Source organism: Streptomyces sp. NPDC053513, from assembly GCF_044544765.1.
Classification (GTDB): domain Bacteria; phylum Actinomycetota; class Actinomycetes; order Streptomycetales; family Streptomycetaceae; genus Streptomyces; species Streptomyces litmocidini.
The window spans coordinates 264,750-280,786 of sequence record NZ_JBITXP010000002.1 but is presented as its reverse complement, the minus strand read 5'-3'; the positions used below and the strand labels follow the sequence as shown (position 1 = coordinate 280,786).

Annotated in this window: 12 protein-coding genes and 1 tRNA gene; 7 read left to right on the top strand and 6 right to left on the bottom strand. The window is 70.7% G+C overall.

Going from position 1 to position 16,037, the window contains the following annotated elements; all coding sequences use genetic code 11:
* Positions 1–188 precede the first annotated feature (188 nt).
* The gene (locus tag ACIGW4_RS04500; RefSeq protein WP_399578422.1) at positions 189–1,649 is read right to left on the bottom strand and encodes a DUF2252 domain-containing protein; all 1,461 of its coding nucleotides are present in this window, start codon (positions 1,647–1,649) and stop codon (positions 189–191) included.
* 193 nt (positions 1,650–1,842) lie between these two features.
* The gene (locus tag ACIGW4_RS04495; protein WP_399578420.1) at positions 1,843–2,946 is read right to left on the bottom strand and encodes a hypothetical protein; all 1,104 of its coding nucleotides are present in this window, start codon (positions 2,944–2,946) and stop codon (positions 1,843–1,845) included.
* 167 nt (positions 2,947–3,113) lie between these two features.
* Here ACIGW4_RS04495 and ACIGW4_RS04490 point away from each other — a divergent pair, with 167 nt between their 5' ends.
* Positions 3,114–3,581 carry a MarR family winged helix-turn-helix transcriptional regulator gene (locus ACIGW4_RS04490; protein ID WP_359586678.1) on the top strand — a complete coding sequence of 156 codons (468 nt, stop codon included), beginning with the start codon at positions 3,114–3,116 and terminating at the stop codon, positions 3,579–3,581.
* Between the two features lie 144 nt (positions 3,582–3,725).
* On the opposite strand, the gene ACIGW4_RS04485 is transcribed toward ACIGW4_RS04490, so the two are convergent.
* The 3 genes from ACIGW4_RS04485 to ACIGW4_RS04475 all read right to left on the bottom strand — a co-directional run bounded on the left by ACIGW4_RS04485 (position 3,726) and on the right by ACIGW4_RS04475 (position 6,628).
* Complete coding sequence (locus ACIGW4_RS04485) at positions 3,726–4,385, bottom strand: response regulator (protein ID WP_398708020.1); 660 nt, start codon at positions 4,383–4,385, stop codon at positions 3,726–3,728.
* Between the two features lie 38 nt (positions 4,386–4,423).
* Positions 4,424–6,130 carry a histidine kinase gene (locus tag ACIGW4_RS04480; protein WP_359586920.1) on the bottom strand — a complete coding sequence of 569 codons (1,707 nt, stop codon included), beginning with the start codon at positions 6,128–6,130 and terminating at the stop codon, positions 4,424–4,426.
* Positions 6,131–6,541: 411 nt separating this feature from the next.
* Positions 6,542–6,628: transfer RNA gene (locus ACIGW4_RS04475), tRNA-Leu, on the bottom strand.
* Between the two features lie 480 nt (positions 6,629–7,108).
* Between ACIGW4_RS04475 and ACIGW4_RS04470 the strand changes: the two genes are divergently transcribed.
* From ACIGW4_RS04470 to pknB, 6 genes are all read left to right on the top strand, one after another.
* Complete coding sequence (locus ACIGW4_RS04470) at positions 7,109–7,975, top strand: DUF3662 and FHA domain-containing protein (RefSeq protein WP_123453519.1); 867 nt, start codon at positions 7,109–7,111, stop codon at positions 7,973–7,975.
* A gap of 10 nt (positions 7,976–7,985) precedes the next feature.
* Positions 7,986–8,504, top strand: coding sequence for an FHA domain-containing protein (locus tag ACIGW4_RS04465; RefSeq protein WP_123453521.1), 519 nt, complete (start codon positions 7,986–7,988; stop codon positions 8,502–8,504).
* Positions 8,505–8,683: 179 nt separating this feature from the next.
* Positions 8,684–10,174, top strand: a complete 1,491-nt coding sequence (locus ACIGW4_RS04460) for a Stp1/IreP family PP2C-type Ser/Thr phosphatase (protein WP_123453523.1) — start codon at positions 8,684–8,686, stop codon at positions 10,172–10,174.
* A 26-nt stretch (positions 10,175–10,200) separates the two neighbouring features.
* Entirely contained in the window at positions 10,201–11,622 is a 1,422-nt protein-coding gene (locus tag ACIGW4_RS04455; RefSeq protein ID WP_399578418.1) for an FtsW/RodA/SpoVE family cell cycle protein, read from the top strand.
* Positions 11,619–13,079, top strand: a complete 1,461-nt coding sequence (locus ACIGW4_RS04450; RefSeq protein WP_399578416.1) for a peptidoglycan D,D-transpeptidase FtsI family protein — start codon at positions 11,619–11,621, stop codon at positions 13,077–13,079. Before ACIGW4_RS04455 ends, ACIGW4_RS04450 begins: the two co-directional genes overlap by 4 nt.
* Before the next feature lie 166 nt (positions 13,080–13,245).
* The gene (gene pknB, locus ACIGW4_RS04445) at positions 13,246–15,267 is read left to right on the top strand and encodes a Stk1 family PASTA domain-containing Ser/Thr kinase (RefSeq protein WP_399578414.1); all 2,022 of its coding nucleotides are present in this window, start codon (positions 13,246–13,248) and stop codon (positions 15,265–15,267) included.
* Between the two features lie 91 nt (positions 15,268–15,358).
* On the opposite strand, the gene ACIGW4_RS04440 is transcribed toward pknB, so the two are convergent.
* On the bottom strand, positions 15,359–16,033 hold the full coding sequence (locus tag ACIGW4_RS04440) for a class E sortase (RefSeq protein ID WP_399578412.1): 675 nt from the start codon (positions 16,031–16,033) through the stop codon (positions 15,359–15,361).
* Positions 16,034–16,037: the final 4 nt, after the last annotated feature.

Sequence of the window (16,037 nt, the reverse complement as noted above, 5' to 3'; positions counted from 1 at the left end):
GGCTGCTCGGCCTCGGGCCGCTCGTCCCCGGGTCCCTCGTTCACACCCTGGTCCACGCTCACGTCCACGCCCGCCAAGTCCTCGTTCCGCCTCGTCCCACCCAGCCTACGGTCCTTACGGGGGGGGCCTCCCCCTCCCTCCCCCTCCCTCCCCTCCCCCCTTTTTTCGTTCCCCGCCCCCGCCGGACGTCAGACGCCCAGTTCCGCCGCCACGCGACCCGTGCGGACGGCCGAGAGCAGGTCGGCGTGGTCCGCGGTGGTGCGGTCCGCGTACGTGACGGCGAAGGAGGCGACGGCCTCGTCGAGCTCCTCGTTCTTGCCGCAGTAGCCGGATATCAGGCGCGGGTCGGCGCTGTGGGCGTGCGCGCGGGCGAGCAGGGCCCCGGTCATCCGCCCGTAGTCGTCGAGCTGGTCCGCGGTGAGGGCCGCGGGGTCGACGCTGCCCTTGCGGTTGCGGAACTGCCGCACCTGGAACGGACGCCCCTCGACCGTGGTCCAGCCCAGCAGGATGTCGCTGACGACCTGCATCCGCTTCTGTCCGAGCACCACGCGCCGCCCTTCGTGACCTGCGTCCGGCACGGTGAATCCGGCGGCCCGCAGGTGCGGCAGCAGGGCCGAGGGCCGGGCCTCCTTCACCTGGAGCACCAGCGGCTCGCCCCGGTGGTCGAGCAGCAGCACCACATAGGAGCGGGTGCCGACGCTTCCGGTACCGACCACCCGGAAGGCCACGTCGTGGACGGCGTACCGGGCGAGGAGCGGCAGTCTGTCCTCGGACACGGTCTTCAGGTACGCGCCCAGGGACTCGGTGACCGCGGCCGCCTCGGTGTCCGGGACTCTGCGCAGCACCGGGGGAGCGTCCACGAACCTGCGGCCGCCGCCCTCGGCGTCCGTCACGGCCTCGGTCGACCGGGCGGCGAACCGGGCGCTCGTGTTGTTGCGGGCCTTGGCGGAGACCCGCTCCAGGGTGCCGAGGAGGTCACGGGCGTCGGTGTGCGAGACGAGTTCCTCGTCGGCAATCGCGTTCCAGGCGTCGAGTGCGGGCAGCCGGGCGAGCAGGCGCATGGTGCGCCGGTACGCGCCGACGGTGTCGAACGCGGCGGCCCGGCACACGTCCTCGTCCGCCCCCACTTCCCGTCCGGCAAGGACGAGGGACGTGGCGAGCCGCTTGAGGTCCCATTCCCAGGGGCCGACGACGGTCTCGTCGAAGTCGTTGAGATCCATGACGAGCCGTCCGCGCGCGTCACCGTAGAGGCCGAAGTTGGCGGCGTGCGCGTCGCCGCATATCTGGGCGGCGATCCCGGTGACGGGCGTCCCGACGAGGTCCTGGGCCATGAGCCCGGCGGAGCCGCGCAGGAAGGCGAAGGGGCCGGCCGCCATCCTGCCGACCCGTATCGGCGCGAGCTCGGGCACTCGGCCCCGGTTCGACTCCTCGACGGCGCGCACGGCGTCGGGGCGGTCGGCGGCGAGGGCCGGCCGGTCGTGCGAGGAGCGGGGCACCCGCTCGCGCAGCTGCTTGCCCCGGTCCTTGGGGTAGACCCCGGTGGCGGGGACGGCGCGGCGCGCGAAGCCCGGCACGTGCGGGACGCGTGCCCCGCCCTGCTCTTCGTCCGTACCGCGCTGTTCTGGCATGACGGCCTGGATCCCGTCCATGGGACGCCTCCCCCGATGCGATGTCCAACATCATCCGGCCCTGACCGTACCGCCGTTCCCGATCGCCCGTCTCCCCCTGTGGACAACGCCCTCACGAGCCTGTGGACAACCCCGCGAGCAAGCCCCTGGGCCAGGCCTCCGGAGAGGTCTCCGGCCCAGCTCCGGCCTGCGTCCTTGAGCTCTCAGGCCGCCCTCAGACAGCGACGGCCTCTTCCATCTCCTCCTCGGCCTCGGCCGCAGCCCTGGCCCGGACATCGGCGTCCTCCTCGACCGCCCCCGTCGTGGTCGCCGGCATCCCCGGTGCCCGCCCCTGCCCGGCGCTCGCCTGCTTCCGTCGAGACTCCGTGACTCCGGCGAGGACGACGAGCGTGACACCGGCGAGGAACCAGAGGGCGAGGACGAGGACGTTCCCGCCGAGCCCGTGGCCGTCGAAGTAGACGTGGCCGCGCACGCCCTCGACGAAGCCCGCGCCGTTCCAGAAGGCGTGCAGCGCGCCGAAGAAGCCGGGCTGGAGTTCGGGCCGGTAGATGCCGCCGGAGCTCGTGAAGTTGAGCATGACGAAGAGGACCATCACGCCGAGCGTGGTCCAGCGCCGCAGGAAGGTGTGCAGGCCGACGCCGACGGCGAGGATGCCCGCCGCGTACAGCCAGGACATCGCCCACACCCCGCCGAGGCCCTGGTCGACCAGGTGGAAGACCGGCCCGGCGAAGAGGGTGCCGATCAGGCTGACGACGAGTGACATGCCGGCGGCGAGGAGCGCCCTGATCCGCATGGGCAGGACGGCTCCGGCTCCGCCGATGACGGCGACGGAGGCGTACGCGCCGATGCTGAGGGCGACGAGCAGGAAGAAGACGCCCTGGCCCGTGGGGTCGCCGGAGGCGGTGGGGGCGACGTCGGTGACCTCGAGGGGCGCGCCCTGTCCGGCGGCGACCTTGGTGAAGACCTTCTCGACGGCCATGGCGCTGGTGTCGGAGGAGCCCGAGGCGACGAGCAGTTCGGGCTTGGTGCCGGGGACGTAGGCGCCGAAGCTGCGCTGTTCGCGCAGTGCGGAGACGGCGGCGTCCCGGTCGGCGACGGTACGGACGTCGAGGGCACCGGCGCCCTTGTCCTGGAGCGTCTGCGCGAGGACCTGGGTGGTGGGTCCGGAGCCGACGATGTCGACGCGCAGGTCGTGGGGTTCGGGCGCGTGGAAGGCGCCGAGGTAGGCGAGGCCCATGCCGACGCACATCAACAGGGGGGTGAGCAGATGTCCGAGGACATGCCGCAACGCGCCGCTGGTGTTCGGTCCTGCGGACACCGAGACCTCCATGGTTGGCTTTTACAACTAAAGTACCGTTGTACTATACAACCGAAGGTTCGCGAGAGACGACCCGTCCCGAACCTCCTCCCCGAACGACCCGCCCCGACCGACCCCGGCCGACGGCGACGCACCGACGGCAACGCACCGACAGCAGGGAGCGCACGATGACCGGCGCCGCAGAGCCACCCCGTGAGGCGTCCGTGGACGTCATCCAGCGCGAGCTGACCGCCTTCGCGCGCCGGGCCCGTGCCGCGGCGGCCCGGGTCCACCCCGAACTCCCGCTCGTCTCGTACACGCTGCTCGCCCACATCGAGGAGCAGCGCGGCTGCCGCGCCACCGACCTCGCGGCCCACTACTTCCTGGACAAGTCGACGGTGAGCCGCCAGGTCGCCGGCCTGGAGAAGCTCGGGTTCGTGGAGCGCCGCCCCGCCCCCGACGACCACCGGGTGCAGGTGCTGCACCCCACCGAGGCCGGCACCAGGGTCCTCGCCGCGGCCCAGACGAGCCGCATGGCCGCTTTCCAGGAACGCCTGGAGGACTGGTCGGCCGAGGACCTCGCCCGCTTCGCCGCGTATCTGCTGCGCTACAACGCCGCGGCCGCCGGCCCCCTCTCCGGCACCCCCGCGAACTGACCCCGCCCTTCACCCACCGACCAGGCACCGGCCTCCACGTGCCCGGCCTCCACCCGCCGGCCAGACACCGGCCTCCACGTGCTCGGCCTTCACCCACCGACCAGGCGCCGGCCTCCACACGACCGGCCCGCCCCGCCTCCTCGGCTACAGCCCCGCGTCCCGCGCGAGCAGGGCCGCCTGGACGCGGTTCTCGCAGTCCAGCTTGGCCAGGATCCGGCTCACGTACGTCTTCACGGTGGCCTCGCTCATGTGCAGCCGCTTCCCGGCGTCCGCGTTGGAGAGGCCTTCGCCGAGCAGGGCCAGGACGTCCCGTTCCTTCTCGCTGAGCGCCGCCACCCGTGTCCGCGCCTGCTCGGCGCGCGCCACCTCCCGGCCCGTGGCCAGCCGCTCCACCACGTGCCGGGTCGCCGCCGGCGACAGATACGCGTCTCCCGCCGCGGCCGCCCGCACCGCCCGGATCAGCTCGGCGGGCGCCGTGTCCTTGAGCAGGAACCCGGCGCCCCCGTGCTCCAGGGCCCGCAGCACGTTCTCCCGCTCCCCGAAGGTCGTCAGGACGATCACCCGGGCCGCGGGCGCGGCCCGGCGCAGCTCCGGCAGTGCGGAGAGGCCGTCGAGCACCGGCATCTGGATGTCGAGCAGCACCACGTCGGCGGCGTGCGCCCGTGCGGCCTCGACCGCCTCCCGCCCGTCGCCGGCCTCCCCGACGACCTCGATCTCCGGGTCCGAGATGAGGATCATCCGGATCCCGGCTCTGATCAGAGGCTCGTCGTCGGCGATCACGACCCTGATGGGCTGCCCTGCCACTGCTTCTCCCCCACGCCTCCGGTACGGGCCGCTCAGCGCTACCGCTGCTCGACCGAGTACGACTTCTTCTCGATCAGCTTGCCGTCCTTGAAGCAGAACCGGAAAACGGGCTCCCGGTCACCGACGTCGCCCATGTCCGAGGACATCAGCACCAGACAACTGGCGCCCGCCGGCCGTGCGGGTCCGGTGCCGTCCAGTCCCGCCGTGGCTATGGTGTCGCCCGGGGGCAGCTGGTCACGGACCTCCTTCTCGGTCATCCCGACCTTCACCGCCTCGTACTGGGCGGGGTCGATCATGCCGTCCTTCACCGAACCCATAAGGAAGTAGAGGCCGAAGCCCGCCGCCACCACCAGGAGGACGAGCGCCGCGAACGCGATCCCGCAGCCCAGTGCGACCGCCCCGCCCGTGCTCCTGCCCCTGCCCCCACGCACCGCCATCGCCAACTCCCGCTCCGTGTACGTCCAGTCGGCCGGTCCGACCTCGACCGGACGACCATCGCCCACCAGCGGCTTCGTGGTCTGCTGCCGGAAGTCGTCGGCCGCGTCGACCAAAGGCGCTGCCTCGGCGACCGGCGCCGCCCCGTACGGGAGCATCCCCGCGACCCGGAACCCGCCGCCGTCGGCCGGGCCCGCATGGCACATGCCGCCCACCAGACGGGCCCGTTCGACGAGGCCGGCCAGCCCCTGCCCGCCACTCACCACGTCCTTCACCGGGCCGTCCACCGGCTCGCCGTTGACGATCTCCACGACGAAGGTGTCCGGCTCGTACCGCAGCTCGACGCCGATCGGCGTCCCCGGCGCGTACTTGTAGGCGTTGGTCAGGGCCTCCTGCACGATCCTGTACGCCGCGTGGTCGGCGGCCGGCGCCAGTGGTCTCTCCTCTCCCAGCCGCCGCAGCCCGACCGAGGTGCCGGCCGCGCGGGCCGCCGCCACGAGCCCCTCGATGCCGGCGATCCCGCGCGCGGCCCTCCCCGTCTCGTCCCCGGCCGGTGCGGGCGCCGACGGGGCGCCGTTCTCCGCCGCGACCCCGTCGCGGAGTATCCCGACGACCTCCCGGAGTTCGTGCATGGCAGTCACCGAGGCGTTCCGCAGGACGCCGACCACCTCGCGCTGCCGCTCGCCCAGGTCCCGGTCCACTTCGAGGGCGCCCGTGTGCACGGCGATCAGTGCCAGCTGGTGGCCGAGGCTGTCGTGCATGTCCTGGGCGATCCGCTGCCGCTCGCGCAGTCTGGCCTGCCAGATCACCATGTTCCGCTCGCGCAGCAGCTGTGCGTTGCGCTCCTGGAGCGCGTGCAGCAGGGTCCGCCGCTGGGTCCAGTAACGGTGGGCGAGGCCGGGAGCCAGCGTGGTGCCCAGGTAGTAGAGGGTGGCCATGAAGGCGACGGTGAGGAGCCGCTGTCGGTCCCAGGTCTCCAGGAGCGTCCCGCCGACGTTCAGGACGAAGGCGGCGATGAACGCGGCCAGCGCCCGGCCGGCACTGGCGACGTACCGGCCGGAGGACCAGCCGAGCACGATGAGCAGGGGCCCGAGGCCGGGCAGGAAGGGCGCGAGGCCGGCGGTCAGGACGAGCACACCGGCGGGGAGTCTGCGCCGCAGCAGCGACAGCACGGCCGCGCCCGCGGCGACGGCGGCCAGCCTCCATCCCTCGCCGCCCATCAGTTCCTCGGAGCCCGCCGCCAGCAGCGCGACGACCACGGCGAGGGCCACCTCGCCGGTGATCCTGCGTCGTGACCAGTGCCCGGGCATCACGAGCCAGTTCCACCAGTCGGCGACCGTGGCCGCGATCTCACTCGCGGCCCGGCTCCCCGACTCCGGCAGCGCGCTCCGGTCCCCCGACTCCGGCAGCACGGTCCGGTCCCCCGACTTCGACATAGCGTCCACGCTCGAACCCTAGGCAGCGACCGGCCCCCGGTCGTCTCTCTTTCGTCTCGCCCTTGGACGACAAAAGTCGCGCCCTTCGACGGGCACCTTCGACGGCAGCCCCCGAGGAACGTCCCCCGAGGAACGCCCCCGACGAACACCGCCCGCCGAACGTCCCGACAAGCGCCCCGACGGACGCCGCCGAACGCCCCGACGAACGCTCCGACGTGGGAAGGCTCACACCCGTCCCCGCATACGCGGAAGCCCCGTAGGTCGATGACCTACGGGGCTTCCGTCTGGTGCGCGAGGGGGGAGTTGAACCCCCACGCCCTTGCGGGCACTGGAACCTGAATCCAGCGCGTCTGCCTATTCCGCCACCCGCGCATTGGGTGGTCTCCCTGCCCTCTCACTTTTCAGTGGGAGCGCCTGGCGACATCTGAAGATTAGCACGTCGCAGACCGTGGATTCACATCCGTTGTTTCGCCCCCGCTCCCGGAGAACAAGGAGAGGGAGGGAGCGACGGCACGGCCGCGTGGAGCGGAAGCCGGGAGGGAGCCCGGAGGAGTGGGCCCGTCCGGGAGGGGGAGGCAGGGGGAAGGACGGCGGAAGAGAGGGAGAAGAGAGGACGGATGGGAGGAAGAAGGGGGGAGGAAGGGGACGGACCGGTCCGGAACCCCGGCCCGAGCCTCCGCTCCCACAGCCGGGTGCGGGACACTGTCCACAGGCCGCCTCTACGATCCGTGGGGAAAGCCTGTGAGAGGTGACACTCGTCCACAGGGCAGAGAAGGGGAACCAGCCGATTTCCCGACGCGTGGATACGATCAGTAAGCAGTACCAGGGCGACAACGACGGAGGAGGTGCCCCATGGGAGTCCTGAAGCGTTTCGAGCAGCGTCTCGAAGGTCTGGTCAACGGCACCTTCGCCAAGGTCTTCAAGTCCGAGGTCCAGCCCGTCGAGATCGCCGGCGCGCTCCAGCGCGAGTGCGACAACAACGCGACGATCTGGAACCGCGAGCGGACGGTCGTCCCCAACGACTTCATCGTGGAGCTGAGCACGCCGGACTACGAGCGTCTCAGCCCCTACTCGGGCCAGCTCGGCGACGAGCTCGCCGGCCTGGTCAGGGACTACGCGAAGCAGCAGCGGTACACCTTCATGGGCCCGATCAAGGTCCACCTGGAGAAGGCCGAGGACCTCGACACCGGCCTGTACCGCGTCCGCAGCCGCACGCTGGCGTCGAGTACGTCACAGCCGCAGCCGCCCTCCCCGGGACAGCAGCAGCATCAGCAGCAGGGCCGCGGCGGCTACGGGTACCCCCCGGTCGGCGCCCCGCCCATGCCCGCCTCCCCGCCTCCCGGCGCGCCCGGCCACCGGCCGACGGCGCCCGCCGGACGCCCGGCGGGCGGCCCCGGATCCATGCCCGGCCCCGCCACCCACGGCGGAGCGGGCGCTCCGGTGCGCCGCTGGATCGAGATCAACGGCACCCGCCATCAGATCTCCCGCCCGACCCTGGTCCTCGGCCGCAGCACCGACGCGGACGTGAGGATCGACGATCCCGGCGTCTCCCGCCGGCACTGCGAGATCCGGACCGGAACGCCCTCGACGATCCAGGATCTGGGATCCACCAACGGCATCGTGGTGGACGGGCAGCACACCACCCGCGCTACGCTCCGCGACGGCTCGCGGATCGTCGTGGGCAGCACCACCATCGTTTACCGGCAAGCCGAAGGGTGAAGCGGGGGCAATGTCAGAGCTGACCCTGACGGTCATGCGGTTGGGTTTCCTGGCCGTTCTGTGGCTGTTCGTCATCGTGGCCGTCCAGGTCATTCGCAGTGATCTGTTCGGCACACGGGTCACCCAGCGCGGTTCGCGGCGCCAGGAGGCGCGGCCCCAGCAGAACGCGCGCCAGGCGACCGCGCCTCCGCAGCAGCGCGGCCAGCAGAACGCGGGTGGCCGCCAGCGCCGCGGCGCACCGACCAAGCTGGTCGTCTCCGAGGGCACCCTCACGGGCACGACGGTCGCCCTCCAGGGGCAGACGATCACGCTGGGCCGGGCGCACGACTCGACGATCGTCCTCGACGACGACTACGCCTCCAGCCGTCACGCCCGGATCTACCCGGACCGGGACGGCCAGTGGATCGTCGAGGACCTCGGGTCCACCAACGGCACCTACCTCGACCGGACCCGCCTCACCACCGCCACGCCGATTCCGCTGGGCGCGCCGATCCGCATCGGCAAGACCGTCATCGAGCTTCGGAAGTAGTGCCACGACATGAATGAGCGCGAGCGGAGCGAGCGAGCCGGGACGGTCCCCGCCGCGGGACGTGCCGCGCTCCCGACCGGAGCGACTGAATCGACCGGCGTGACCGGAGCGACCGGAGGGTGGGCAGTGTGGGTCGAGACCGGCCGTACCCCGATGCAGCGGCGACAGGGCAGGTGCGCATGACTCTGTCCCTGCGATTCGCCGCGGGCTCGCACAAGGGCATGATCCGCGAGGGCAACGAGGACTCGGGCTACGCCGGTCCCCGACTGCTCGCCATCGCCGACGGCATGGGCGGACAGGCCGCCGGCGAGGTCGCCTCCTCCGAGGTGATCTCCACGCTCGTCACGCTCGACGACGACGTCCCCGGCTCCGACATCCTCACCTCGCTCGGTACGGCGGTGCAGCGCGCCAACGACCAGCTGCGGATGATGGTCGAGGAGGACCCGCAGCTGGAGGGCATGGGCACCACGCTCACCGCCCTCCTGTGGACCGGCCAGCGGCTCGGGCTCGTGCACGTCGGTGACTCCCGCGCCTATCTGCTCCGCGACGGCCTCCTCACCCAGATCACCCAGGACCACACCTGGGTCCAGCGCCTCGTCGACGAGGGCCGGATCACCGAGGAAGAGGCCACCACGCACCCGCAGCGCTCGCTCCTCATGCGCGCGCTCGGCAGCGGCGACCACGTCGAGCCCGACCTCTCCATCCGTGAGGTCCGGGCCGGCGACCGCTATCTGATCTGCTCCGACGGCCTGTCCGGCGTGGTCTCGCACCAGACCCTCGAGGACACCCTCGCCAGCTACCAGGGCCCGCAGGAGACCGTGCAGGAGCTGATCCAGCTCGCGCTGCGCGGCGGCGGCCCCGACAACATCACGGTGATCGTCGCCGACGTCCTCGACGTCGACGGCGGCGACACCCTCGCCGGTCACCTCAGCGACACCCCGGTCGTCGTGGGCGCCGTCGCCGAGAACCAGGCGCAGCTGAACGACGGCGGGGCGATGCAGACCCCGGCCGGCCGTGCCTCGGGCCTCGGCCGCACCGCGCCGCACCACCAGCCGCCCGCCGGCGGTTTCGGCCCGCCCGGCAGCGGCGACGACCACGGCTACGGCGGCATGCCCCCGCAGGGCTCCTTCGACTCGTACACGGACGAGGACTTCGTCAAGCCGCGCACCGGCCGCAAGTGGCTCAAGCGCTCCTTCTTCCTCGTCCTCGTCCTCGCGGTCGTCGGCGGCGGGCTGTACGGCGGCTGGCGCTGGACGCAGACGCAGTACTTCGTGGGTTCCAAGGACCAGCACGTGGCGCTGTACCAGGGCATCAGCCAGGACCTGGCATGGGTGTCGCTCTCGAAGGTCGAGAAGGACCACCCCGAGATCGAACTCAAGTACCTCCCCGCCTACCAGCGGAAGCAGGTCGAGGACACGATCGCGGGCGGCAGCCTCGCCAAGGCCGAGACGAAGATCTCGGAGCTGGCCCTGCAGGCCTCGGCCTGCAAGAAGGCCGAGCAGCGGCACGACGCCGCCGAGAAGGCCGCCGACCAGGCGAGCAAGCCGCCGGCCACCCAGAAGCCCGGCACCGCCACCCCTGACTCCAAGCCCACCACAGCCGCTCCCTCCCCGGGTCCCACCCTCACCGCGGAGGAGCAGAAGCTGGCCTCGAACTGCGGCAAGCAGTAAGCACCCGTAGGGGGCCTTTCACCACCATGAGCGTTGTCACCAACACGACCACCATCGGCGCGATCGAGGCGCCGAGCCGCCGCAACACCGAGCTGGCGCTGCTGGCGTTCGCCGTCGTCATCCCGGTGTTCGCGTACCTCAACGTGGGCCTGGCCATCGACGGCAAGGTCCCGGCCGGCATGGCCGGGTACGGCCTCGGCCTGACCCTCCTCGCGGGCGTCGCGCACCTGGTGGTGCGGAAGTGGGCCCCGTACGCGGACCCGCTGCTGCTGCCGCTGGCGACCCTGCTCAACGGCCTGGGCCTGGTGCTGATCTGGCGGCTGGACCAGTCGCCGCGGCTGATCGCCAAGTCCATCCGGGACTTCGGCAGCTTCAGCCCCGACGCTCCCAAGCAGATGCTGTACTCGGCGGTCGGCGTCGCCATGTTCGTGGGCGTGCTGCTGCTGCTCAAGGACCACCGTGTCCTGCAGCGCTACACGTACATCTCGATGGCGGCGGCGCTCGTCCTCCTGCTGCTGCCGCTCGTCCCGGGTCTCGGCGCGGACGTCTTCGGCGCCAAGATCTGGATCCATATCGGTGGCTTCTCCATCCAGCCCGGTGAGTTCGCCAAGCTGGTCCTGGCGATCTTCTTCTCCGGATACCTGATGGTGAAGCGAGACGCCCTGGCCCTGGCCAGCCGCCGCTTCATGGGGCTCTACCTGCCGCGTGGCCGTGACCTCGGCCCGATCCTGACGATCTGGGCGGTCAGCCTCCTCATCCTCGTCTTCGAGAACGACCTCGGTACGTCGCTGCTGTTCTTCGGCATGTTCGTGATCATGCTGTACGTGGCGACGGAGCGGACCAGCTGGATCGTGATGGGTCTGCTCATGGCCGTCGCGGGCGCCGTCAGCGTGGCCTCCTTCGCGGGCCACGTCCAAGCCCGCGTGGACGCCTGGGCCGACCCGTTCGCCTGCGCGCAGACGGTCGCCGCCTGTGACCAGATGTCGCAGGTGCTGATGTCCTTCGGCTCCGGAGGCATCCTCGGCGCCGGCCTGGGACAGGGAAGCTCGGACCTCATCGGCTTCGCCGCGAACTCCGACTTCATCTTCGCCACGGTCGGCGAGGAGCTCGGCCTCACCGGGGTGATGGTCTTCCTGCTCTTCTACGGGCTCATCATCGAGCGCGGAGTCCGCACCGCCCTCGCCGCCCGCGACCCCTTCGGCAAGCTTCTCGCGATGGGCCTCTCCGGTGCCTTCGCGCTCCAGATCTTCGTCGTGGCCGGCGGTGTGATGGGCCTCATCCCGCTCACCGGTATGACGATGCCGTTCCTCGCGTACGGCGGTTCCTCCGTCATCGCCAACTGGGCTCTGATCGGCATCCTGATCCGGATCAGCGACACCGCGCGCCGCCCCGCGCCCGCTCCCGCCCCGAACCCCGATGCCGAGATGACCCAGGTGGTCCGTCCGTGAACAAGCCGCTGCGCCGGGTCGCGATCTTCTGCGGCCTGCTCGTCCTCGCCCTGCTCCTGCGGGACAACTGGATCCAGTTCGTCCGTGCCGACGAGCTGAACGCACATCCCAAGAACACCCGTGTCCGGATCGAGCGATACGCGAACCCGCGCGGCAACATCATCGTCGACGGCAAGCCGATCACCGGCTCCGTCGACTCCGGCGGCAACTACTACAAGTACAAGCGCACCTATGTGAACGGCCCCATGTGGGCCCCCGTCACCGGCTACGCCTCGCAGGTGTACGACGCCAACCAGATCGAGAAGATCGAGGACGGCATCCTCACCGGCAACGACGACCGGCTCTTCTTCGACCGCACCCTCGCCATGTTCACCGGCGAGAAGAAGAAGGGCGGCGACGTCGTCACCACCCTCAGCAGCGCCGCGCAGAAGGCCGCCTTCGAGGGCCTCGGCGACAAGACCGGCGCCGTCGTCGCGATCGAGCCGAAGACCGGCAAGATCCTCGCGCTCGCGTCCACCCCGTCGTACGACCCGTCCACCATCGCCGGCAGCGACGACGAGAAGGCCTGGGTCGCGCTGAACGAGGCCAAGAGCAAGCCGATGCAGAACCGGGCGCTCCGCGAGATCTACCCGCCCGGTTCCGTATTCAAGGTCGTCACCGCCGCCGCCGCCCTGGAGAGCGGCAAGGTCACCGACATCAATGCGCCGACCGACACCCCCGAGGGCTGGAAGATCCCGCTCTCCACCAAGCCGATGGTCAACCACGCCAGGGGCTGTGCCAACGCCAGCCTCAAGCACGCCCTCGACATCTCCTGCAACTCGGTCTTCGCGAAGCTCGGCGACGACGTCGGTGTCGAGAAGATGACCGAGATGGCGGAGAAGTTCGGCTTCAACGCCGAGCAGTTCACCCCGGTCCGCTCCTCCGCCTCCGTCTTCGACAAGAAGGCCGACCGCGGCGGCAACGCGCTCTCGTCCATCGGCCAGTTCAACACCGCGACCACCCCGCTGCAGATGGCGATGGTCACGGCGGCGATCGCCAACGACGGCAAGCTGATGAAGCCGTACATGATCGACCAGCTGCGGGCCCCGAACCTCGACATCATCAAGCAGACCGACCCGGAGGAGATGAGCCGCCCGGTCTCGCCGGAGACCGCCCAGAAGCTCCAGCAGATGATGGAGAGCGTCGTCGCCAACGGCACCGGCGGCAACGCCGACCTGAACATGGACGGCGTGAGGGTCGGCGGCAAGACGGGTACGGCCCAGCACGGCGAGAAGAACGCCAAGCGCCCGTACGCCTGGTTCATCTCGTACGCGAAGACCGCCGAGGGCTCCCCGGTCGCGGTCGCCGTCGTCGTCGAGGACTCGGCCGGCACCGACCGTGAGGACATCACCGGTGGCGGTCTGGCCGCCCCGATCGCCAAGGCCGTGATGAAGGCGGTCATCAAGACCCGGGGCTGACCCCCGGCCCCTACACGAGCCGGGTACCAGCCAGGTACCGGTCAGGTATCAGCTACCGGCCCCGGGCGGAACGCCTTCCCGGGGCCGGTAGCGTATGCGCGGACAGCACACACCGCCGGACCACCCATGGGTGCGGTCGGGACAGACGGAGAGGGCTGGATTAGCTATGGAAGAGCCGCGTCGCCTCGGCGGCCGGTACGAGCTGGGCCCGGTGCTCGGCCGTGGTGGCATGGCCGAGGTGTACCTCGCCCAGGACACCCGGCTCGGCCGCACCGTCGCCGTGAAGACGCTGCGGGCCGACCTGGCCCGCGACCCGTCCTTCCAGGCCCGGTTCCGCCGTGAGGCACAGTCCGCCGCCTCGCTGAACCATCCGGCGATCGTCGCGGTCTACGACACCGGCGAGGACTACGTCGACCAGGTCTCCATCCCGTACATCGTGATGGAGTACGTCGACGGGTCGACCCTGCGTGAGCTGCTGCACTCCGGGCGCAAGCTGCTGCCCGAGCGCACCCTCGAGATGACGGTCGGCATCCTCCAGGCGCTGGAGTACTCGCACCGCGCCGGCATCGTGCACCGTGACATCAAGCCGGCGAACGTCATGCTGACGCGCACCGGCCAGGTCAAGGTCATGGACTTCGGCATCGCGCGCGCCATGGGCGACGCGGGCATGACCATGACGCAGACCGCCGCGGTGATCGGCACGGCCCAGTACCTCTCCCCGGAGCAGGCCAAGGGCGAGCAGGTCGACGCCCGCTCCGACCTGTACTCCACGGGCTGCCTCCTCTACGAGCTGCTCACCGTCCGTCCCCCGTTCATCGGCGACTCCCCGGTCGCGGTCGCGTACCAGCACGTCCGCGAGGAGCCGCAGCCGCCGAGCAACTTCGACCCCGAGATCACGCCCGAGATGGACGCCATCGTCCTGAAGGCGCTGGTCAAGGACCCCGACTACCGCTACCAGTCCGCCGACGAGATGCGCGCGGACATCGAGGCCTGCCTCGACGGCCAGCCGGTCGCGGCCGCCGCCGCGATGGGGATGGGCATGGCGGGCGCGCCCGGCTACGGCGGGGGTTACGGCGGGTATCCGCCGGAGGACCAGCCGACCACCGCGCTGCGCCAGGCCGACCCGGCCGGCCAGACGTCGATGCTGCCGCCGGTCAACCCGGACGACGGCGGCTACGGCTATGACGACCGTCCGGACCGCCGTCGTGGCGGTGGCCAGAAGAAGTCGAACACCTCGACGATCATCCTGGTCCTCGCGGGCATCCTGGTGCTCGTCGGCGCGATCTTCATCGGCGTCGCGATCTTCGACAAGAAGGACGGGCCGCAGAAGGTCACCGTCCCGCAGCTGGTCGGCCAGACGATGCAGGACGCGCAGGATCGCGCACGCAACGTACAGGTGAAGGTCCAGCAGGCCGGCACCGAGCGCTGCGACCAGCCCAAGGACTCCATCTGCCGCCAGGACCCGGCCGCGGACGGCACCGCGAAGATGGACATCGACGGCACGATCCAGGTGTACGTCTCCGAGGGCGCCCCGCTCATCGAGGTACCGGACGTCATGGAGCAGTCCCAGGAGCGGGCCGAGCAGAGCCTCAAGGACAAGGGCTTCAAGGTCAAGGTCGAGCAGGAGGAGTCCGAGCAGGACCCCGGCACGGTCCTGCGCCAGAACCCCGAGGGCGGCACCAAGGCGGAGAAGAACTCCGAGATCACGATCACGGTCGCGAAGAAGCAGCTGTCGGAGCTTCCCGACCTCAAGGGCCGTACCTACGACCAGGCCGTCCAGCAGCTCAACACGATCGGCTTCAAGAACGTGACCCAGGAGCCGGTCGACTCGACCGAACCCGCGGGCACGGTCGTCGGTCAGACTCCGGAAGGCCCGTCGAACCAGCCGAAGGACGTCCAGATCACGCTGAAGGTCTCCAAGGGCCCTCAGCAGACCCAGGTCCAGATCCCCACGGGCCTGACCGGCAAGAAGTTCAAGGACGTCCGGGACCTCCTCCAGGGCATGGGCCTCACGGTCGTCCAGGCGGGCTCCGACAAGGAGGACGCCATGGTCATCAACACGAACCCGCCGGAGGGCACGATGGTCGACAAGAGCCAGCCGGTCACCGTCAACACCCTGGGCGGTGGCGGTGGCGGGGACAACAACAACGGCAACCCCGGCGGCGGCATCGGCGGCTTCTTCGGCTGAGACCCGCCCGCGTCGAGCGCGCACGAGGCGAGGGCCCCGGCATCCGTGAGGATGCCGGGGCCCTTCCGTCTTCCGGGACGCCCTCCCGGCTTCAGCGCAGTTCGGCCGGAGGGGTCCGGTCGCGGTCGACCTTCTCCGTGCGTTCCAGTTCGCCCCAGACGATGTAGCGGTAGTCCGAGGTGTACATGGGGGTGCAGGTGGTCAGCGTGATGTAGCGGCCGGGCTTCATCTTCCCCGATTCCTTCGGGACGGGCTGGAGGACGTCCACGTTGTACTTCGTGGTCTCGGGCAGGGTCTTGTAGACCTTGTAGACGTACCAGGTGTCCTTGGTCTCGAAGACGATCGCGTCCCCGGTCTTCAACTTGTGGATGTTGTGGAACTTGGCGCCGTGGCCGTCCCGGTGGGCGGCGAGCGTGAAGTTGCCCTGCTTGTCCTGCGGGAGCCCGGACTTGACCGGCTCGGTGTAGTAGCCGGCGACGCCGTGGTTGAGGACGTCGGTGCCGGTGCCCTGCTTCACCAGGACCTCGCCGTTCTGCATGGCGGGCACGTGGAGGAAGCCGATGCCGTCCTTGGTGTCCAGCGCGCCGGGCCCGTCGGCCCACCGGTCGCGGACCTGGGCGCCGTCCTTGTCGGCGGCGCGGTCGGCGAGGACGTTGGTCCACCACAGGGAGTAGACGACGAAGAGGCCGAGCACCAGGCCCGCCGTGATGAGGAGTTCGCCGATGAGGCTGATGAGCCCGGCGATCCGATTGCGCGCGCGTGCCACTAGG